This is a genomic window from Nostoc punctiforme PCC 73102, assembly GCF_000020025.1.
GTDB classification, from domain to species: domain Bacteria; phylum Cyanobacteriota; class Cyanobacteriia; order Cyanobacteriales; family Nostocaceae; genus Nostoc; species Nostoc punctiforme.
Window position 1 is genome coordinate 4,445,910 of sequence record NC_010628.1, and the last position, 20,966, is coordinate 4,466,875.

Below are 20,966 nucleotides of genomic sequence, written 5' to 3' on the forward strand. Positions count from 1 at the left end.
AAACTAAATCGCTGCTGTTTATTGATTTGCTTAACCTATCCTTTAGCTTAAGTAAATTTTTATGAATTGTCAAAACAATAATAATTAAAATTTTAAAAGTTCGTTATTTAGCAAAAAAGTATTTTTATAATGTAGCGATTCTGGCATTGATAAATATTTTAAAAACCCTCAATGTTAATATTTTTCTGTTAAGTATTTCACAATGATAAAATCTTTAATTGTAATATCGATGACAAAAATATATAATAATTTTGATTAGTTGGTATAAATACGAATCAAGGTAAGTTAGTATTTGTGGTTTACGGGAGAAAGCTGAAAAGATTTTATGAGCCATAAAGTCACACTAAGATTGAAACTCGCATTCTACAAATGTGAGGACGAAACAAGTGTCGTTTAAAATTGTGGTGATTGGTACTTCTTTAGGCGGATTATCAGCATTAAAAATTATTCTGGGGAAGTTACCAGCAGACTTCATAGTGCCGATCGCGATCGTGCAACACCGTCACAAGGAATCTAACAGCACACTCCAGGAATTATTGCAAGAGTCTACTTCACTGCCGATTCGAGAAGTGGAAGACAAAGACGAAATACTACCAGGACATATCTACATAGCTCCAGCAGATTATCACTTACTGGTTGAACCAGGTCACTTTGCTCTTTCGACTGATGAGCCAGTTTCTTATGCCAGACCATCTATTGATGTGTTGTTTGAGTCAGCAGCCGATGTCTACACTGAGCAAGTTATTGGTGTAATATTGACAGGAGCAAATCAAGATGGTATGCAAGGTCTTAAGAAAATAAAAGCGCGGGGAGGAATAACTATCGTACAGGACCCTACTACAGCTGAGAGCGATATTATGCCAGAAGCAGCAATTTCTGCTGTTACAGTAGACTGGATTTTGACACTCTCAAACATAGCTTCCCAAATGGTCAAGCTCTGTCACTCATCACGGAAATAAACCCATGCAGATGGAACCCAAAGTAAACATCCTTCTAGTGGATGATAAACTAGAAAATTTGCTAGCACTAGAAGCAATCCTGGAAAAACTGGGAGAGAATTTGGTGAGAGCGACTTCTGGCGAAGAAGCTTTGAGGTGTCTGCTACATCAAGACTTCGCAGTGATTTTGCTAGATGTCCAAATGCCAGGGATGGATGGCTTTGAAACTGCAACCTTGATTCGTAATCGGGGGCGATCGCGTCACACTCCAATTATCTTTCTCACTGCCTTCAGCACCAGCGACCAAATGCTATTTAAAGGCTATGCCTTGGGTGCAGTTGATTATTTGCTCAAACCATTAGACCCCAATATTTTGACTTCTAAAGTCACAGTATTTGTAGAACTATTTAAGAAAACAGAAGCTATCAAGCAACAAGCAGCGCAGTTGGTAGCCATGAATGCGGAACTCAGGCAAAGTGAAGAACGATTGCGATCGCTAAGTACCTGTTCACCCGTCGGCATTTTTGAAATTGATACTGAAGGAGGATGTAGATATACTAATCCTCGCTATCAAATAATTTGTGGTTTGAAGGCGACAGAGAGTTTAGAAAAAAGCTGGCTAGAATCTGTTCATCCAGAAGATAGAGAACGAGCAGTTGCTAGTTGGTCTAACTACATTTGTGAGGGTCGTGACTACTCTGAAGAGTTTCGCTTTCAAACTGCTCAAGGCATCATTCGTTGGGTTCAGGTTCGCTCATCACCAATGCTTTCCGGTCAAGGGGAATTGCTGGGATATGTAGGCACTCTCGAAGATATTACTGAACGCAAGCAAGCAGAAGAAGTCCGCGCTCAAGTAATTAGAGAACAGACCGCAAGGCAAGAAGCAGAAGCAGCAAATCGGATGAAAGATGAGTTTCTTGCCGTTCTCTCCCACGAACTTCGTACACCTCTCACCTCGATGCTGGGTTGGTCAAAAATTCTCCGCTCTAAGAAACTTGACGACAAAGCCACTTCCCGCGCCCTAGAGGCCATTGAACGCAATGCTATATCTCAGATGCAACTAATTGAGGATATCTTAGATGTATCTCGGATTATCCGTGGACAGTTGCGATTAAACGTCTCTGCGGTGAATCTCATCTCAGTGATGGAGGCAGCTTTAGAAGCAGTGCGTCCGCTAGCAGAGCCAAAAGAGATTCAATTAAATACTGTCTTAGATACTTCAGTCGGTTCAGTTTATGGCGATCCAGCGCGGTTACAGCAAATAGTATGGAATCTCTTAACTAATGCCATTAAGTTTACCCCCAAGGGCGGCAGAGTCGAAGTGAATCTGTCAATAGTCTATGGTGAAGAACAACAAACAACTCAAAAATATGCCCAAATTCAAGTTATCGATACGGGTATAGGCATCAGTTCTGAGTTCTTACCGAAAGTATTTGAGCGTTTCCGACAAGCAGACAGCACCACAACGCGATCGCACAATGGACTAGGGCTAGGACTAGCGATCGTCCGTCATTTAGTGGAACTGCATAAAGGTACAATATTTGCCCAAAGTCCAGGTAGTGGACAGGGAGCAACCTTTACTGTGAGACTACCACTGCTACAAGACAATAGAGGGAATAGAGGGAATAGGGAAAATAGAGAAGCCGCAGAAGGAATTTCTTCCTCTGTGGCATCGACACCGCTTGCTGGATTAAAAGTTTTAGTTGTAGATGACGAAGCAGATACCCGTAACTTTCTCAGTTTTATGTTTGAAGAGTATGGAGCGATCGCCACTGCGGTAGCATCAGTTGATGAAGCATTAGCAGTACTTGAGCAAGCAAAAGCAGATATCCTGATTAGCGACATCGGTATGTCGGAGCAAGATGGTTATACACTAATTCGGAAACTGCGCTCTTTAGAACCAGAAAAAGGTGGATGTATGCCAGCGATCGCTTTAACAGCGTACACGCGAGAAGAAGACCGCTTAGAAGCGCTTGCAGCAGGGTTTCAGCAGCATTTATCTAAGCCAATAGACCCCACTAAATTGATTGCTATGGTTGCCAGTGTATTAAAGCTATCTGTTCAAGTTCCAGTAAGTTGATTTTGACTGGGAAATGGGAGAAAATTCAAAATTAAAGAACTTCTGCCTCCTCTTTGCCCCCATCAAGAGGAAACTACGGCATTCTTTCTCAGTTCGTCTAAAGAAACCACTTCCAAAGCTCTAGCATGGGTTGCAGAGAGAATGACAGGTGGAGCAACACCTGCTTCGAGAGCTTCTTGCCAGCGAGAAGCACACAAACACCAGCGATCGCCAGGCTTCAATCCAGGAAAATTAAAATCAGGAACAGGTGTGCTTAAGTCGTTCCCCCGCAATTTCGTGAACTCTAGGAATTCTACGGTCACTTCGGCACATACGACGTGCGACCCAAAATCCTGACCACCTGTGCGACAAAAACCATCGCGGTAAAACCCAGTCATGGGAGAAGTACAGCAGGCTTCTAGGTTTCCACCAATTACATTTTTAGCTTCTATCATCGTTAATTTATTGCACTTAATTTTTCACTCTGATATAAGCCTATATTGACACTTTCCTTGTTAAATAAAAATCGCTATCCCTAATTAATTCAGAAAAGCAGGGAATTCTATAACTACTACTCATAACCAAGTTGTCAATCTTACGGTTATTAAGAATAGAGCAATATCCCAGTAGAATCTCTAGGCGCAGACATAATTGTCATTGTGGTAATTAAAGTTCTACTAAGTTATAAAGGTTTGATGTACTACTCAAAAGCCCTATCTTTAATCAGATTTTTATTGCTCTTTGCGATCGCCTACGGCTGGCGGGTACGCCATCGCGCTTGCTAAACCTAGTAACAAGTATCTTTTTACCGAAAGTCTACTGCGATTGGGGGTAAAGCGAAAAACCCAATTATTAAGTATAAATTACTAAATTAGTTATGCTCGTAATACTTAAAAATAGTAATTAACTTTATCTAAATTTGAAATTAATTCAGCTAAACTACTCTAGATTTTTTGAAAAGCTTTAGCTTATAAAACATAGTAGTAGTAGGAATTGGATTGAGCCAGGATAAATGTCAGAATTGATTCAAATTTTATTCCTTTAATTTTTACCCATAATTTTTTGGCTTTCAGGAGTTCAAATCATGCCGAAGCTAAGATTACAATCATTCTTTTACTCAGGAATTTTATTGTTAAGTACAAGTATCCCAAGTGCAGCACAATTCCAACCGTTGCTGATTTTTAATGCTCCGCCAACACCAGTTAATGGAAATGGCTATGATATAACTTCTGACATAATGGCAGATGATTTTTCATTTCCCCAAAATGTTACCTTACAAACAGTTAGTTTTTGGACTACAGACCAAAACAATTTAAGCGGATGGGATGGTACTCTTAAATACTACATCTTTGCTGACATAAATGGTAAACCTAGTTCGGTTCCTTTATACCAGGCAAATGTTTTCAATGTAAGTGTGAAAGATACTGGTAAAAAAGTTCTACAGACATTTACAGAAAATCAATTTAGTTTCACTTTTCCTACTCCAGTTAAATTAAAGGGTAATACAAAATATTGGTTAGGTATTCATCTGAATAATACCTATGTTATGAAACATATCTTTTGGGAAACTACAGATCAAGCTTTTGGCATACCATCATATTCTGCTTATCAAGGAAATTTGAATAATTGGCTGCTTAATTATAATAGCAATCTAGCATTTAAAATCAACGCTATACCTACTCAGGAAAGGGTAGCGCTGAGGAAACAATCTGCTAGCAATAGTCAGGAATTATTGGTTTTCTCAACTAAATAAAACTTGTCAGCAACCAATTTAATCATCACCCATTTGCGATCGTTCTTAATACGGGCGGGTACGCCATCGCCCTTCCTAAACTTGGTAATAGGTTTACTGCTGAAATTATAATCCGCCGAGGATCACTCAAGATTCCCACTCAAGGTATAAGTAAAACAAATCCATGCAGGATATAAGCCGCATTCTCAGGTGGAATCGCGGTTTTTTTATTGATAAGTTTCCCTTAATTACTGTGGTTGTGAGCGGGCTTGTATCAAGTAAGTACACAACTGCAAGGGTTGTGCGTATTATGTGACAAAATGAGGATTTTGACCAATGGAGGATCAAAGCAATACAAACGCGGCAAGACACAAGCGTTTGTGGAAGATATTGCAAGGAAGATGAGTTGTACTTTCCTGAAACCATAGAGTGTGGCTTATCTACACCTTGCAAGATTTCAGGAAGCGAAAATTTTTTTTAGAGTTCCACAATTACTAAAGTGAAGTTCCAATAAAAACCCCTGGTAGTTAGCCAGGGGTAATGCAAGTCAGTACTTTTTCGCATGGAATGTATCCTACTCAAATACCATAGCAACGGCCTAATTTATAGATATGCCATTTTGCCAAACAGAAAAAGCCCCCAGTGGTAAGCCGAGGGTTAATTTTTTTGGAATAGCGGTAATCTACAAAGCTATTATTCCCAGATCAATAGGCAATACAATCAGAATTTCTACATAATATCTAGTTGCTTACTTTTAAATAAGCAAAGCTGATGAGTTTCATCAGGTTTACAAAAGCGAGATAGTTGATTAAAAAATGTAAAGCATTGTAAAGTGTATTCACAGGCAAAGACAAACGAGCCTGATTCATAAATCACTAACCGCACTTATAAAACAATGACAACAACCTTACAACAGCGCTCAAGCGCCAACGTATGGGATAGATTCTGTGAGTGGATCACCAGCACCAACAACCGGATTTACATCGGTTGGTTCGGCGTAGTCATGATCCCCACCTTACTAGCCGCAACTGCTTGCTTCGTAATCGCCTTCATCGCCGCACCTCCAGTAGACATTGATGGTATCCGCGAACCAGTAGCAGGTTCCTTGATTTACGGAAATAACATCATCTCCGGTGCAGTAGTACCTTCCTCCAACGCTATCGGCTTGCACTTCTACCCAATTTGGGAAGCAGCATCCTTAGATGAGTGGTTGTACAACGGTGGTCCTTACCAATTGGTAATTTTCCACTTCCTGATTGGCGTATTCTGCTACTTAGGTCGTGAATGGGAACTATCCTACCGCTTAGGTATGCGTCCTTGGATTGCGATCGCATATTCTGCTCCAGTAGCAGCAGCAACCGCAGTATTCTTGGTATACCCCATCGGACAAGGTTCGTTCTCTGATGGTATGCCTTTAGGAATCTCAGGAACATTCAACTTCATGATCGTGTTCCAAGCAGAACACAACATCTTGATGCACCCCTTCCACCAACTAGGTGTAGCTGGTGTATTCGGTGGAAGCTTGTTCTCTGCAATGCACGGAAGTCTAGTAACTTCTTCACTAGTTCGTGAAACCACCGAAACCGAGTCCCTTAACTACGGTTACAAATTCGGTCAAGAAGAAGAAACCTACAACATCGTTGCAGCTCACGGCTACTTCGGTCGTCTAATCTTCCAATACGCTTCTTTCAACAACAGCCGTTCACTGCACTTCTTCCTCGCAGCATGGCCTGTAATCGGCATCTGGTTCACCGCCTTGGGTGTAAGCACAATGGCGTTCAACTTGAACGGTTTCAACTTCAACCAATCAATCATTGACTCTGAAGGTCGTGTGATTGCAACTTGGGCGGATGTAATCAACCGCGCTAACCTCGGTATGGAAGTAATGCACGAGCGTAACGCTCACAACTTCCCTCTAGATTTGGCATCTGCACAATCTGCTCCTGTTGCTCTTTCTGCTCCTGCTATCAACGGTTAATTTTCAAACATTAACTCTATTAGCTAAATAATAAAGCGCCCTCCCAGCTCGCGAGGGCGCTTTATTACTTATATGTATTCTTCTTGTTTCGCTTTCTGAGTATTATGAGTAAAAAAAGATAAAGGTCTAAATAATCTTCGCTGAATTGCCCTTACATTTCGTACTTAATGCGTCATAGCATTTCTTTGTGAGGCTGCACCAAACCCTTTTAACTTCTTTCTTTGTGTCCTTTACGTCCTTTGCGGTTCGTTTCTCTTTCTTCTGTCTTGTACTTAGGGCTTGCTGAAAAAAAAGAAAAGGTTGCAGTCTCTAGATTCTCAGACCAAAGAAGTATATTCAGGTGCAAGACAAGAAGGTAAAATAGCCCAAAATCCTTGCATCACAGTGGTTCGTCGCAGCATAGTGTATCATTATTAACTATGTACTGAAAAGAAGAATCAACTCCAATTCCAGCAGAAAGTTTTGAGCTTCCATTTGAGGGAAAGTTATCATCAGATAATCGTTGGGTAATTATGGCCGATTTAATACCCTGGACAGAATTTGAGTCGGAATATTCTGCCGGATTCTCCGCAGAGATAGGGGCACCAGCAAAGTCATTTCGGATGGCGTTAGGTGCATTAATAATTAAAGAGAAACTAGGTATAAGCGACAGGGAAACAGTAGAGCAAATCAAGGAGAATCTTATTTACAGTACTTTATAGGGATGTCATCTTATAGTAACAAAACTCCATTTGACGCATCCATGTTAGTACATTTTCGAGAAAGAATCAGTGCAGAACTAGTCAATAATGTGAATCAAGAAATGGTTAAGAAGATGCTAGAGTTAGCATCTTCTATTGACACCGAAAAAAAAACAGAAGACGCTCGCGAACTCGCTAACGCTGCGCTATCGACAGAAAAAGCAGCAGAACAAGGTAATACGCTAAGAAATCGAGGGAAATTAATATTAGATGCGACTTGTGTGCCTAGTGATATCAGCTATCCAACAGATTTAAACCTATTAAATCAAGCGAGAAAACAGACAGAAAGAATAATTGACTTGCTTTATGAACAGATAAAGGGAATATTAGAGAAAAAACCAAGGACTTACCGAGAAATAGCTAGGAAAGACTACTTAGAAGTAGCTAAAAAACGTCGTGTATCTCAAAAAGAGAGGAGAAAAGCGGTTAAAAAACAACTCCAATATATTAAAAGAAACTTATCCTATATTGACCAGCTAATTGTAGCAGGAGCATCTCTAAAAAGTTTAACTAATAGACAATATAAGATGTTGCTGGTAGTCGCAGAAGTATATCGTCAACAACTATGGCTGTATGAAAATAAAAAGCAGAGCATTGATGACCGTATTGTAAGTTTAAGCCAACCACATATCCGTCCAATTGTCCGAGGAAAAGCGGGTAAAGCCGTGGAATTTGGCGCTAAACTATCTGCTAGTTACTTTGATGGATATGCATTTTTAGACCATATTAGATGGGATAACTTTAATGAATCAGGAGACTTAAAAACACAAATAGAATCCTTTAAAAACTACACTGGATATTATCCAGAATCTGTTCATGTTGATAAAATTTATCGCAAAGCGAGAAAACCGATCTTGGTGCAAAGAAAGAGGTATTAGAATCAGTGGAGTTCCTTTAGGAAGACCGCCAAAAAATGTGAGTAAAGAAAAAAAGAAGCAAGCTTTACAAGATGAGAGGATTCGTAATTGTATTGAAGGCAAATTTGGACAAGCTAAAAGAAGATTTAGCTTGAGTAGAGTAATGGCGAAACTTCCTCATACAACTCTAACTGTGATTGCTATTACTTTTTTAGTCATGAATCTTTCTACTCACCTGTCACGGTTTTTTTGTGCCTTTTTATGTCTATTTTGGAAAAATAGACATTTTTTAGCGATTGACATAACCAAGCATTATGATTTTGCTAGCTATAGGCAACAAAAACTTATCTTTGACCTTGCTTAAATAACTAGTCACCCAAAAGAATGCTTTTTTATGACTTTTTCAGCAAGCCCTACTTAAATATGGTTTAGCGTATCTTTATACAGAAATGGTATAAGTCCTAATTGCAAAAAAGGGTATACAGGAGCTAGCAAGAATTTTTCCCAATGCCCAATTCTGTCTAAGTCCGTCCAACAAGGCTAGCGACTACTGTAGCCAACTCAGCCGCTTCAATAGGTTTGGGTAAATGTAGCTGGTAACCTTCTTGTATAGCTCGCATCCGATCCTCTGCCCTAGCATAAGCTGTCAATGCTGCTGCGGGAATATTTCCCCCTTGTTCTGGCGATCGCGATCGCAATTTGCGGATCAAAGAGTAACCATCCTCATTGGGCATACCAATGTCACTGACTAAAACATCTGGTTTCCATTCTGTAATTACCTGCAATGCTTCTTGAACTGATGCCACTGCTTTAACTTCGGCTTGGCACTGTTCGAGAACTGTGGTGATAAATTCACGGCTATCGGTTTGGTCATCTACAACCACTACCCGCACACCAAGCAGGGAGACGAAGTGAAGAGGAGAAGAGGCAACGGGGAGAGGCTGCGAGACTGTGAATAGATGACTTTTCAAAAGTGGCAACTTGACTGTAAATGTTGCTCCTTGATCTTTTCCTGGACTATCTACCTGAACAGTACCACCATGTAATTCTACTAAATGAAGCACGATCGCTAATCCTAGTCCTAATCCACCGTAAGATCTAGTGTTAGAACTATCAGCTTGACGAAAGCGATCGAAGACGTAGGGGAGAAAATCAGGGCTAATACCAATACCTGTATCAATCACCTGAATTTGGGCATATTTCTCTGTTATATGTTGTTTTTCTTCGCCAGTTACCACTGACAATTGCAACTCTACCTGTCCACCTGTCGGTGTAAATTTGATGGCATTAGATAACAGATTCCAGATAATTTGCTGCAAACGCTCAAAATCACCGGAAACTAGGAATTGGGAATTTTCGCTGCTGTCCTTTGAACGTTGATTGCTTTGGGATTCCGCTTCTCTTGATTCAACATTTTCGTGATTAATTTCTAATCCCAAATCTGAATTTGGCGCGATTGTTACCACGGGGAGTATCCCCAGTGGCGTATTTCGCGTTTCTTTTGAGGAAATGATGGAAAATCTTAAATCGATTTCCTTGGATTGAGCGGCTAGGCTAACAGTCTCTAGGGTCGACTCAATCATCGGAACCAAATTACAAGTACTGACATTGAGGTGTAACTTGCCTCTAATCATCCGCGATATATCGAGTAAGTCTTCAATTAGCTGGGTTTGCGCCTTAGCATTGCGCTCAATTGTCTCCGTAGCCTTAGCCATTTGGCTTTCACTCAGCTTGCTTCGTTGCAGGAGTTGCGCCCAGCCCAAAATTGCATTGAGGGGCGATCGCAATTCGTGAGACAATATCCCCAGAAATTCGTCTTTCATACGGTTCGCCTCTTGTAACTGCTCAGTTTGTTTTTGCAAAAAGGCAATTAAACTAGCCCGTTCCATTGCGATCGCTATTTGGTCGCATACTGCTTGCATCATCCCCTTTTGATTTTCCGTGAAGCTTAACCGAGTGCGGCTGCCAAAAGAAAGAGTACCCAACAGCCGTCCTTGGGCGAGCAATGGGTATGCATAATAACCAGTAATGCCTAATGAGCGAATCAATTCTGTTTGCGGGTCGGTAGATTGCTGCACATTCTCTACAGCTATGGAATGGCGTGAGAGCGCTACAGTACCAGAAACCCCTTGACCAAATGGCAAGTACTCAATTTCCTTTGCCAGTTCTTGAGAAATACCACTGTAAGACCCTAGTCGCATTACTTGGGAGTTATCCTCAACCAAATAGTTCAAATAAACATCTAAACCAATTTGCTCTCTTAGTTTTCGGTAGACGCTATCGATTAGTAGTACTGGTTCTTGGCTTGAGAGTAAATCGTTAGCTGTGTCAAATAGTAGCTTTAGTCTTTTGTAACCTAACGAGAGTGCTTTTTCTGCCTGTTTGAGGTTGCTAATCTCTTGGAACACCAAGATACAGGTAGCCGGATGACCGTGCATTGCTGGCAAGGTATCAGCAAATATCAGTAGAGAGCGCACACCAGAGGGAGTATGCCAGTCTACTTCTAATCCATTGAGACGTTCACCAAGGGCAACCCGCACTCCTGGCATTTGTTCATTGGGAATGCGATCGCCTGCCGCATCTGTATAGTGGTAAACTGTGTGATAATTTTCTGCTGGTACACCTTTAGGAAATTCGCCCCCAGCTAATTCATTAGCAGAACGATTTGCAAAAGTTACCCGCGCCGTTCCTGGTTCGATAAACAGCAAGGGTCTTGGCATCAGATTTAATACATCTTCCAGCCATTTTTGCTGATTTAGAAGTATTTCTTGTGCCTGTTTGCGCTCCGTAATATCTAAAAATGCCCCAACACTTCCTCTAGTTTTACCCTCTTCATCAAACAGAGGTGCAACGTACTCTAACAGGTTGACAATTTTTCCATTTTCATGAACTACCTCAAGTTCACAATCCACAACTTCGACACCATGAGCAGCAGAGTATTGCATTGGCAGTTCCTCTTCTGACAGTTCTCTTCCCTCTCGGTAGATTTTAAAGCTTGTGGATTTTTCATCACTAGGAACATTGAGAGAGCCATTTGTATTTGAAGATATCCCCAACTGCTTGGCAAAAGCAGGGTTTACCTTGATATTTTGGGATAGTGGATCTTCGGCAATGCCAATTCCAATGGGAATTACCTCCAACAAAGTTTGTAACTCAGTAATGCGGCGCTGTAGATCCTTGTTTAGTTGTAAGATTTTTTCTTTAGCCTGCTTTTGTTCGCTAATGTTACGAGTCACAGTTGCTAAGGCAATTGGCTGACCTGTGTTGTTGTCTGTAACAGTGAAGATATTGTAATCAACTGGTATTGGTTGACCTGTTTGGAGATGCCGAAAGCAGAATTCTCCCTGCCAGCGCCCTTCTGATAGTACAGTCGGCAGTATATATTTTTGAAAATAGGCTTTGTCTTTGGGCATGAAGTAATCTAATACTACTTTTTGCCTCACTTCTTCAAGGCTAGCAAGTCCTACCAGTTTTTGACCTGCATCATTTATATAGAGTAATTGACCCTCAAGGGTGGCGATACCGATAAAGTCAGAGCTATTTTCTACCAGCGATACTAATTTTTGTTGCTCTGCTTCTGCAAGCTTACGTTCGCTTAAGTCGAGGATAAATGCTACTGACTCTTCCCGTTTTTCTCCTAACAGCACGTAACCAACTAAAACTGGGATGCGGCTACCATCCTTGCGAATATATTCTTTCTCGTAGGGCGTACAAGTAGCGTTAGTGTTTTTTTGTGCTTCGGCGACACCTCGCAGATCCAAGTATAGATACTCTGGTGGTGTGATATTGCTCCAACTTAATCTACCCTCTGACAAATCCTCCTGAGTGTAACCAATCATCCTGAGAAATTCGTCGTTTGCTTCCTGGATACCGCCATACACATCGCCAAACAGAATACCAATAACGTTAGAATCTACGAAACTCCCCAGTTTATCCTGGTAGGTTCTTAGTGCTTCCCGAGCAAGATCGCGTTGATGGCTGAGGCGTTCAATAACCCTGGCACTTTGCCAAATCAAAATAGTAAAAATCACAATCAGGACGATCGCAAACACCGATACTGCAAAAGCCGGATCATATTGTCCTGCGCGTTGACCTTCAATAATTACCCACCCTAATACAAAAGGTACTGCGATCGCGGCAACCAACAAACGACGTGCAAGTAAGCCACCATAAGTATCACTTGTAACTACCCTCATTAAGCCCTGTTCTGCCCGCGCCCACAGAATACCTATACTTAGCAAAATGAACAACACCGCTGTATGTAAAGCCATCGATGTTGTATAAGGGGCAAGTCCGTAAAGAACTTTCACTTTGTAGACATAGCCCATGAGCGCCTGCAAGGAAATTAAAGTAGCGATCAGAGCGATAATTTGAGCAGACCAATAACTACGGTGGTTTTTTGGATTAATCAGAATCTGTAGGGCAACGCTGACTAGCATAAAGTTGAATGCTGTGTTTACCCCCATTCGCCCCGGATACAATGTCGTCATACTAGTTGGCGAATCCAGGAACAGCATCTCATCAATACCCAGATTCCAACCGAACAGATATTCACAAAGTGTAAGTGCAGCAATTGTGGTGACAGCTATTGCACAGACCCTGGAAATTACCAGAGTAGGGAAGTCGAGAAGTCGAAAGGTCGAAGGGTGAGGATAGTTTTGAATCGTTCTTTTCCCCTTATTCCCTGCCTTTAAAAACAGCCACAATGATAAACCAGACAGCACAAAACACAACGCTGTATTGACTTTCATCGTGGCAAGACTACTAGGGAAGCCGCGCTTGAGAACTTCAATTCCAAGCCACCAGCCAATTAGCACCAAGCTGCCAACCAAGATGGGTATTACACTTGCGAATTTTGCCACAAGTAAATTTCTTGGGATTTTGAATATACCTTGCAGCCGCAAGCGGTTAACGTTTAACATTTGGTGTTCTCTAACCGCATCTATCTAGCGTAGTAAAGTGCCGTATTCCTTACGGTTTAATCATCTATGCCTTTGTATTTTATGCTACCCCTTGACTTACTTTTCATCTACCCAGAAGCATATTTTTTATTGAACAATTTAGAGTAAGAATTAATAATGCAAAAAACCACCTTTGTGAGGATTTCAGAATTGCAGGCTATGTCGTTTACCCGATCTAACTTTCCGATCGTAAACAGCCGTATAATCGAGAACTTGTAGCTTCAATATAACTACTTGTTTGATTCTGTTCGCAAGTCTTGTAATAGCCCTTGCAAAAACTTACCCCATTCTGCCGCCAAAGGGATTTCGGTAAATGGAACACGCACCGATTTATTAGATTCGGAAAAGAGAAATTCTAGCTCTATAGAACGACCTTTCTGCGGTATATTATCAAAATCTACTGATTTCTCATCTACTAGAAAGTTAATTTGCTTAATATCAAGCAAAGAGAATGTTTCTAGCTTAATAGGTCCTTGAGGCGTGGGTTTTCCCCAAGTCAAATTATTGTCTTTTTGACCTAATACAGCATAAATATCGTACTTAGCCCGTTCAAACTGTTCTGCCCAAGCGCGATAGGCTTCAACTTTTTGATACTCCTTCGAGCCTTGCCAAGCCAACCAGAAAAACATTACTAATAGCGGCAACCACAAAAGACCACGTTCCATCGTTTCAAAAAGTCCTGAGTAATGAAGTGAGACTTGTAACTAAAAGTGCAAAATCCACCAACAAAGGATGGAGATAAGTTATGGTAGTGAGCAAACTGGCAAAAAGCGGTGATGAGTTAATATGAGAAAGCTTATATTATTGTGCTTGTTTGTCATTGGGCTGGGAGCTGCCATATTTGGTTTCCTGAATTTCCAGGGAATGGCAGTTAAAGGAGAGTTTGAGACGATTTTGCTTGATTTTCGGGAAGATATTCCATCAGATGTGGTGCAACAGAATCTCCAAGCGATCGCCAAACAATACAACGTTACACCCCAATTAGACAACAAGTTTTCAGAAAAAGATCGTGTTTATATTGTCAAAGGAGATCGCCAGCGACTCCAAGAACTGAAAAAATCTCAGTTCGTCCAAGCTACAGAATTCATTGAGCCAAATTACATCTATACAAAGATTCCACAACCAGGTGAAAAAGCTTGGTTAGGAGAATTTTTAAGACCCAAAGAAAATGATGATGAGACAAGCCCATCATTAACTGGCCCCAATGACCAATATTACAGCAAGCAGTGGAACTTGCACAAAATTGGTATTGAAGGCGCATGGAGTCAAACCAAAGGCAGTGGCATTACAGTTGCGGTAATTGACACCGGGATTACTAAGGTGCGCGACTTATATGAGACAAAATTCGTCAAAGGCTATGATTTTGTTAACGACCGAGAAGAAGCCAAAGACGATAACGGCCACGGTACCCATGTTGCCGGAACTATTGCTCAAGCCACAAATAACAAATATGGCGTAGCTGGAATTGCTTATGAAGCCAGTCTGATGCCGTTAAAGGTACTAAGTTCTTATGGCGGCGGTACAGTTGCCGATATAGCCGAGGCGATTAAATTTGCTGCTGATAAAGGCGCAGATGTGATTAATATGAGCTTGGGCGGTAGCGGTGAAAGCAAGTTGATGAAAGAAGCGATCGAGTATGCCCATAGAAAAGGTGTAGTTATCATTGCCGCAGCTGGGAATGAAAATACCAATGGCGCAAGCTATCCAGCCCGATATCCTTATGTAATAGGCGTTTCGGCAATTGGCCCAGATGGCGAAAGAGCGCCCTATTCTAACTTTGGTGCTGGGGTAGATATCTCGGCTCCAGGCGGTAGTGAAGCTGGTAAGATTCTCCAAGAAACTATCGACGAAAATGGCGAAGGGGTATTTCTGGGCTTCCAGGGTACAAGCATGGCTTCTCCCCACGTTGCTGGTGTTGCAGCATTAATCAGAGCTGCTGGTATCAAAGAACCAGATGAAGTTTTAAAAGTCCTCAAGCAGTCGGCGCGAGTTATCCAAGATGATGGTTTGAACTATTATGGCGCTGGACAACTCAATGCAGAAGCAGCAGTCAGACTAGCTTTCGGAGGACAAATCAGTTTTCCAGACTTCTTTCGGTGGTTACGCGATAACGGCTATCTTAACCCTGGCTTTTGGATTGATGGTGGTGCAGTGGCACTATTACCCAAGATTTTAATGGTAGTTGGCTCTTATCTACTGGCTTGGTTTTTACGGGTTTACTTCCCCTTTACTTGGAGTTGGTCTTTATCTAGTGGACTAATCGCTGGCAGTTCCGGGTTATTCTTCCTCAAGGGAATCTATATTTTTGATCTTCCCCAATGGCCTTTCCGGGTTTTGGGCAGTTCAATTCCCGAACTAGGTAATACCCTCCAGGGAACTGATGCGTTGAATCCCCTATTTGCCAGTGTACTGATTCCCATTTTGTTAATGGCATTGCTGCTGGGAAATCCTAGTTGGAAATGGTTTGCCATTGGTTCAACATTAGGTATAGCAGCCTGCTTGACAGTAAGTGCATTTTTAGATCCAGCCGTTTGGGGTTTGGGAAGTGGCAACATATCACGCCTCTTCCTCATCGTTAATGCCCTAATCTGCTATGGACTGGCTCGTTTAGCATTGAAAAACGAAGAAAAAATCGCATAAATGGGGAATGGGGGAACAATTCTTGATACTCCTAACTCCTGTACAGACGCGATTAATCGCGTCTCTCCTAACTGCCTACTTCCCCACTCAGCACTCACAACTCAGCACTGTTTATGAGCATTACACTTACAGGTACAATCGAACGCCGTGATATAGGCACAGGCGCATGGGCGTTAGTTACAGAAGAGGGCGTTACTTACGAAATCCTTAAAGGGGCTGACAAAAACTTACTCAAAGCCGGACAAAAAGCAAAAGTAAAAGGACAGGTGCGTGAAGATATCATGACTATTGCCATGATTGGCCCTGTCTTAGAGGTCAAATCTTTTGAAGTAATTTAGTTCTGATTACCTGTAGAATCCAGAACCTCTTGCAGACGGCTTCTAAATTCCCCTTTGGGATGACCTCCTTTTACTTCACCCACAATCTGAAATTCCCCTTCTGGAGAATTGCAGATGATGTAAGTAGGCCATCCCATTTCTGATTTATCGGGATACTGAGTTAATAAAATCTTGCGATACTTGCGGTAAGCAGTCGTATCCTGCATTTTCACATCAATAAATTCTAAACCCAGTTCTTCAGCCACCTTTTTGTCGTAAAAAGACATTTTATGGCAGATGCCGCACTCTTCTGAAGAGAACTTAATTACAGCTAAACTCATGGGTTGGCGACTCTTTGATTCTAAGCAAAGTTTTTTAGCATAATGCCATGAAATATTACCATATAGCTGGTTATTAGTGTCAACTTAAAGCTGAAACCCTTATCCAGTATCTTTTCCTGCGTCCTTGCTTCTATGTTTTTTGGGAAGAAGAGCCTTCAGGACTACATTCCCAGGTTGAACATACAAACAAGAAAGATACACATGTAGTTACCAAGGAAACTCTGACTCGGAAGCTGAAAGCAGTGATTGCTGGCAGACAAATAATTAAACGCCAAAATATAGAAAAAAAATTAAGAATATGATTAAATATCATAGCAATCATTTTGATGTGGCATCTCTAGCTCACAATAAAAAGAAAGGGATTCAGGAATTGAGTGAGCAAGTTATGTTCTATCCTGGCAGCAGGAAGATACTCAAGGTCTACCAAAAGTGACAACCAGAGTAGTGGTGCATTCTAGTTATGTCAGTAGGAAATGCTAGGGCGATGTTTAACGACAAGCCGCTACGCGTTTATGCAAAAAAACCCCTGATGAGCATTAGCCAATCAGGGGAGTTAGTTATCAGGGTGCATCTACCAATTAAATGTTCTTAGGTTTAACATCATATTCCGGATAAATTTGGATAAAGGCTAGTTATTTTTTAAAATAAAAAACCCCCAGATGATGTTAGTCTACTAGGGGAGTTAGTTATCAGGGTGCATCTACCAATTAAGTGTTCTCACGTTTAACACCATACTCCGGATAATTTGGACAAAGGCTAATTATTTTTTAAAATAAAAAACCCCCAGATGATGTTAGTCTACTAGGGGAGTTAGTTATCAGGGTGCATCTACCATTAATGTTTTCTAGGGCAGCGAGTATCTTCCGGGGAAAATGGCAAAAATCAGGGTTGACGGCCATGTCTAGGAAGGGCTATGCCTACGTAACTAGAAAAAAACCCCCAGTGGGTTTTAGCCAACCAGGGGAGTAAGTTATCAGGGTGCATCTATTGATCATCTTTTCTAAAGTAAATGGGTAGCTACCGGATAAAATAGCAGAGGTTGAAGTTATTGTTGTTTGCTCACCAGAAAAAAACCTCAAAGTTGTTAACCAACCAGAGGAGTTAGTTATCAGATGTTGGTTTCAAGTGAAGCTAAAGTCTTTCAGAATCTCGTTTATCTGTAAATGATACTCATAGGGGTACTGGCGCGAATTTAGGAGGTGCTAGCCTATATGAGGATTAAAAGAGATTCTTAAAGAGCAATCTACCGGATAAATTGACGCTCACCAGAGAAAATCCTCAGTGGGTGTTAGCGAACTAGGGGAGCTAGTTATCAGGGTGCATCTATCAATTAAATAACCAGTGCATTGCCTTAAAAATTTGATGCGTCAGAAATGATTGCTGCTAAATTCCTTCATAAAAAAACCCCCAGTGGGTGTTAGCCAACCAGGGGAGCTAGTTATCAGGGTGCATCTACCAATTAAGTGTTCTAGGTTTAACCACCATGCTCCGGATAAATTTATTAGAAAGGCGTGTCTACGAAACTCTAGTAGATATTAACTGAATTAGGGGAGTTAAAAATCAAGGGACATCTATCTAGTAATCAAGTATTCTAGGATTAAGCACTATTTTTTGGTAAAGAATATCTGCGTTAAAAGTTGCTGTTGTTTGCCAAAATTGAAAAAAACCCCTAGTAGGTGTTAGCCAACTAGGGGAGTTGAAGATCAAGGTGCATCTACCAATTAAGTGTTCTAGATCCAAGTAATCCGATCCGGATAAAGTTGTAAAGGCAGAAAAAGCAAAACAACACCGAATCAGAAACATTCAGGGGTGGGATGCATCTAAATTATCAGAGGGAGCAAATCGACTTGAAACTTTCGTGTTTCAAACCAGATTTAGGAGGCGGACAGGAGAAGTTGTGACCCAGGAATTTCACATTTCCGTAACCCCAGTAGGGCAAAATGACTACTTGGTGCGGACGGAACAAGTCGCGCCTGGGGTACCATTGGCAGAAGAATTGGTGACTTGGCCTGTAGCTGATTGGTTAATAGCTGCTGGGCATTTGATGAATGACCCGTTGAAATCGGTGTTGCAGGGAGATCCATTTACCTCTGGTGGGCACGAAAGCAATATCGCCAGAAACTCTGTTAACTTGGTGGCGTTGGGTCAACAATTTTATAACGCCTTATTTCAAGGCACTCTCAGAGATAGTTGGATTACTGCCCAAGGTATTGCCCAGAATCACCAACAAGTACTACGCTTACGCTTGGGGCTAAAGGACACTAGGTTAGCTCGTTTACCTTGGGAAGTGATGCACGCAGGCGATCGCCCTCTGGCTACTGGGCCTTATGTGGCTTTTTCTCGCTTCCAAAGTGGCATTTTGGGGGGTTCTCCTTTGCGATCGCGCAATACTTTCACAACACGAGAACAAGGTGGCGTGAAAGTATTGATGGTAATTGCTTCTCCCTCAGATCAAGCCCGTCTTGACTTACAGAAACAGGAAGCGATTAAACTGCAAGCGGAACTTCACCGTCAAACATCACGAGTTGCTGAAGGTAACAATCGTTTCCCAGAAATTGAACTTACTGTATTAGACCAACCAGGACGGGAAGAACTGACGCAAGCCCTAGAACAAGGCAGATACCAAGTTCTTCACTACTCTGGTCATAGTAACTTAGGCGGCAATGGCGGAGAAATTTATCTTGTTAGTCGCAGAACTGGCTTAACGGAAATCTTGAGTGGAGACGATCTGGCAGGTCTGCTCGTCAACAATAATATTCAAATGGCAGTGTTTAATTCCTGCTTGGGGGCGTACACAGCTGCATCCGATCCTTCTGGAGATACGGGTGAACGTAATCTGGCAGAAAGTCTCGTGAAGCGTGGAATTAGAAGCGTTTTGGCTATGTCAGAACGTATTCCTGATGAAGTGGCATTGACACTCACACAATTGTTTTACCGCAACTTGAGTCAGGGATATCCCGTAGATTTGTGCGTTAGTCGGGTACGCCAAGGATTAATTTCTGCTTATGGTTCTCACCAGATGTACTGGGCATTACCGATTTTATATCTCCAGCCAGAATCTGACGGTTTTCTCAGTGAAGAAATTGAGGTATCCGAAACAACAGACTTGCGGGATCAGTATAATTCACCTTTAGGAATAACTTCCACGATGTACTCTGCGATCGCAGATGATAACGATATGCCTTTAGGAATGGAAGAAATGATTCCTGCTGGTTTAGCGCGCGACTCTTCTGGGTTAGACTGGCTGGGTGAGGATACTTGGGGCGATCTCGTTGATGAAATTGAGTATGATGACCCAAGTTATGAAGAAGATTCTGCGATCGTTTCGGATTTGTTTCGTCAGCTAGATAACCAAAAAGCTACAACTGAACCGGATCAACAAATTCTAGAAAATAATTTTCAGCAAAGCCAGATTTCAGAAGAGATGACTTCTCTGGAAGAAGAAGGAGATTTATGGAGAGAAATCCCGGCACCGCCACCTCCAATTACTGGTAAATTTCAAGGAAATCAGCAAAATTCTGAGTTTTCGCGTAGGCATAGCCCAACCCAGGCATCGCAACCAGCCGCACCAAGACATCGTACCCAACGCCGCAAGTTGTGGTCAATTGTGGGTATTGTGGGAATCAGTGCCTTAGTAGCTGCGATCGGTTTAAATTGGTGGTGGCAAAATCGATCCCAGATGGCAAATCTACCAAACATCCCAGCAATTTCCACCGATTCTTTATCTATCCAAAAACAGCAAAATATCGATTTAGAAACAGCAACCACTGGAATTGTCACTACTAGCGCTACGCAAAAATTGAGCCAGGGAGATTTACAAGGTGGGTTGTTGGCTGTAGAAGAATTACTCAATCGTGGCGCACTAGCTGCGGCGGAAACTGCCCTTAAACTTATTCCAAATAAGCAAGTTGACGATCCATCTGTCAACTTTTATAAGGGAAGATTAGCTTGGCAGTCTATCGGGACTGGAGACAATAACTATAGCGTCGATGATGCCCGCCGTTACTGGGAAACTGCTGCAAAAGCTAAACCAGAATCACTTTTGTATAATAACGCTTTAGGATTTGCCTACTACGCAGAAGGCAATCTAAATCGAGCCAATGACTCTTGGTTCAAAGCTTTGAATTTAGCTCTCAAAGAACAAAATACAGATTCAAAGACGGCAGTTCCTGAAGATGCTTTAACTTCTTATGCTGGTTTAGCTCTGGGACTGTATAAATCTGCACTTAGCCAATCTAGTGGGAAGCAGACACAGTATCTGAATGAAGCGATCAAGTTGCGGCAAATGGTTCTCAACTCTGATTCAGTAAATTTCCAGGTTGATAAATTAGCTAAAAATTGGCTGTGGACGGAGAAGGCGATCGCAGATTGGCGATCGCTCCTTCAGGAAAAAGGTGAATAAA

The 20,966-nt window shown here is 41.7% G+C and carries 12 protein-coding genes and 1 pseudogene; 9 read left to right on the forward strand and 4 right to left on the reverse strand.

The genetic code is table 11. The features are described 5' to 3' along the window. Window positions 1-386 precede the first annotated feature (386 nt). A complete protein-coding gene (locus NPUN_RS17910; RefSeq protein WP_012409917.1) occupies window positions 387-959 on the forward strand; it encodes a chemotaxis protein CheB in 573 nt (190 codons plus the stop codon). A 4-nt stretch (window positions 960-963) separates the two neighbouring features. Beyond that, window positions 964-3,018 carry a hybrid sensor histidine kinase/response regulator gene (locus tag NPUN_RS17915; protein WP_012409918.1) on the forward strand — a complete coding sequence of 685 codons (2,055 nt, stop codon included), beginning with the start codon at window positions 964-966 and terminating at the stop codon, window positions 3,016-3,018. Between the two features lie 62 nt (window positions 3,019-3,080). Here the strand turns inward: NPUN_RS17915 and NPUN_RS17920 are convergent, their stop codons facing one another. Further along, on the reverse strand, window positions 3,081-3,452 hold the full coding sequence (locus tag NPUN_RS17920; protein WP_012409919.1) for a DUF2237 family protein: 372 nt from the start codon (window positions 3,450-3,452) through the stop codon (window positions 3,081-3,083). A 204-nt stretch (window positions 3,453-3,656) separates the two neighbouring features. Between NPUN_RS17920 and NPUN_RS44150 the strand changes: the two genes are divergently transcribed. The 4 genes and pseudogenes from NPUN_RS44150 (at window position 3,657) to NPUN_RS17935 (ending at window position 8,668) form a co-directional block, all read left to right on the forward strand. After that, complete coding sequence (locus NPUN_RS44150; RefSeq protein ID WP_272913918.1) at window positions 3,657-3,782, forward strand: hypothetical protein; 126 nt, start codon at window positions 3,657-3,659, stop codon at window positions 3,780-3,782. A 299-nt stretch (window positions 3,783-4,081) separates the two neighbouring features. Further along, window positions 4,082-4,750 (forward strand): hypothetical protein, encoded by a 669-nt coding sequence (locus tag NPUN_RS17925; RefSeq protein ID WP_012409920.1) that lies wholly within the window; start codon window positions 4,082-4,084, stop codon window positions 4,748-4,750. Between the two features lie 874 nt (window positions 4,751-5,624). Then, a complete protein-coding gene (gene psbA / locus NPUN_RS17930) occupies window positions 5,625-6,707 on the forward strand; it encodes a photosystem II q(b) protein (RefSeq protein ID WP_012408859.1) in 1,083 nt (360 codons plus the stop codon). A 446-nt stretch (window positions 6,708-7,153) separates the two neighbouring features. Further along, window positions 7,154-8,668: pseudogene (locus NPUN_RS17935) on the forward strand (IS5 family transposase). 157 nt (window positions 8,669-8,825) lie between these two features. Here NPUN_RS17935 and NPUN_RS17940 read toward each other — a convergent pair. Both NPUN_RS17940 and NPUN_RS17945 read right to left on the reverse strand, forming a co-directional pair. Continuing rightward, window positions 8,826-13,226, reverse strand: coding sequence for a PAS domain S-box protein (locus NPUN_RS17940; protein WP_012409921.1), 4,401 nt, complete (start codon window positions 13,224-13,226; stop codon window positions 8,826-8,828). Between the two features lie 269 nt (window positions 13,227-13,495). Beyond that, a complete protein-coding gene (locus NPUN_RS17945) occupies window positions 13,496-13,930 on the reverse strand; it encodes a hypothetical protein (RefSeq protein WP_012409922.1) in 435 nt (144 codons plus the stop codon). Between the two features lie 121 nt (window positions 13,931-14,051). Between NPUN_RS17945 and NPUN_RS17950 the strand changes: the two genes are divergently transcribed. Continuing rightward, the gene (locus NPUN_RS17950) at window positions 14,052-15,905 is read left to right on the forward strand and encodes a S8 family peptidase (RefSeq protein WP_012409923.1); all 1,854 of its coding nucleotides are present in this window, start codon (window positions 14,052-14,054) and stop codon (window positions 15,903-15,905) included. A gap of 113 nt (window positions 15,906-16,018) precedes the next feature. Then, on the forward strand, window positions 16,019-16,243 hold the full coding sequence (locus tag NPUN_RS17955; protein ID WP_012409924.1) for a hypothetical protein: 225 nt from the start codon (window positions 16,019-16,021) through the stop codon (window positions 16,241-16,243). Here NPUN_RS17955 and NPUN_RS17960 read toward each other — a convergent pair. Beyond that, window positions 16,240-16,563: a hypothetical protein gene (locus tag NPUN_RS17960; RefSeq protein ID WP_012409925.1), complete on the reverse strand. Its 324-nt coding sequence runs from the start codon at window positions 16,561-16,563 to the stop codon at window positions 16,240-16,242. The two genes, NPUN_RS17955 and NPUN_RS17960, sit on opposite strands and share 4 nt — an antisense overlap. Window positions 16,564-18,460: 1,897 nt before the next feature. Between NPUN_RS17960 and hetF the strand changes: the two genes are divergently transcribed. Beyond that, complete coding sequence (gene hetF / locus NPUN_RS17965) at window positions 18,461-20,965, forward strand: cell division protein HetF (RefSeq protein WP_012409926.1); 2,505 nt, start codon at window positions 18,461-18,463, stop codon at window positions 20,963-20,965. The last annotated feature ends 1 nt before the right edge of the window (window position 20,966 follow it).

Bases quoted from the DNA above. Each gene is read 5' to 3' on its own strand.
- NPUN_RS17925 (WP_012409920.1), top strand. From the start codon at position 4,082: ATGCCGAAGCTAAGATTACAATCATTCTTTTACTCAGGAATTTTATTG.
- NPUN_RS17940 (WP_012409921.1), bottom strand. From the start codon at position 13,226: ATGTTAAACGTTAACCGCTTGCGGCTGCAAGGTATATTCAAAATCCCA.
- psbA (WP_012408859.1), top strand. From the start codon at position 5,625: ATGACAACAACCTTACAACAGCGCTCAAGCGCCAACGTATGGGATAGA.
- NPUN_RS17945 (WP_012409922.1), bottom strand. From the start codon at position 13,930: ATGGAACGTGGTCTTTTGTGGTTGCCGCTATTAGTAATGTTTTTCTGG.
- NPUN_RS17960 (WP_012409925.1), bottom strand. From the start codon at position 16,563: ATGAGTTTAGCTGTAATTAAGTTCTCTTCAGAAGAGTGCGGCATCTGC.
- NPUN_RS17955 (WP_012409924.1), top strand. From the start codon at position 16,019: ATGAGCATTACACTTACAGGTACAATCGAACGCCGTGATATAGGCACA.
- NPUN_RS17920 (WP_012409919.1), bottom strand. From the start codon at position 3,452: ATGATAGAAGCTAAAAATGTAATTGGTGGAAACCTAGAAGCCTGCTGT.
- NPUN_RS17915 (WP_012409918.1), top strand. From the start codon at position 964: ATGCAGATGGAACCCAAAGTAAACATCCTTCTAGTGGATGATAAACTA.
- NPUN_RS17950 (WP_012409923.1), top strand. From the start codon at position 14,052: ATGAGAAAGCTTATATTATTGTGCTTGTTTGTCATTGGGCTGGGAGCT.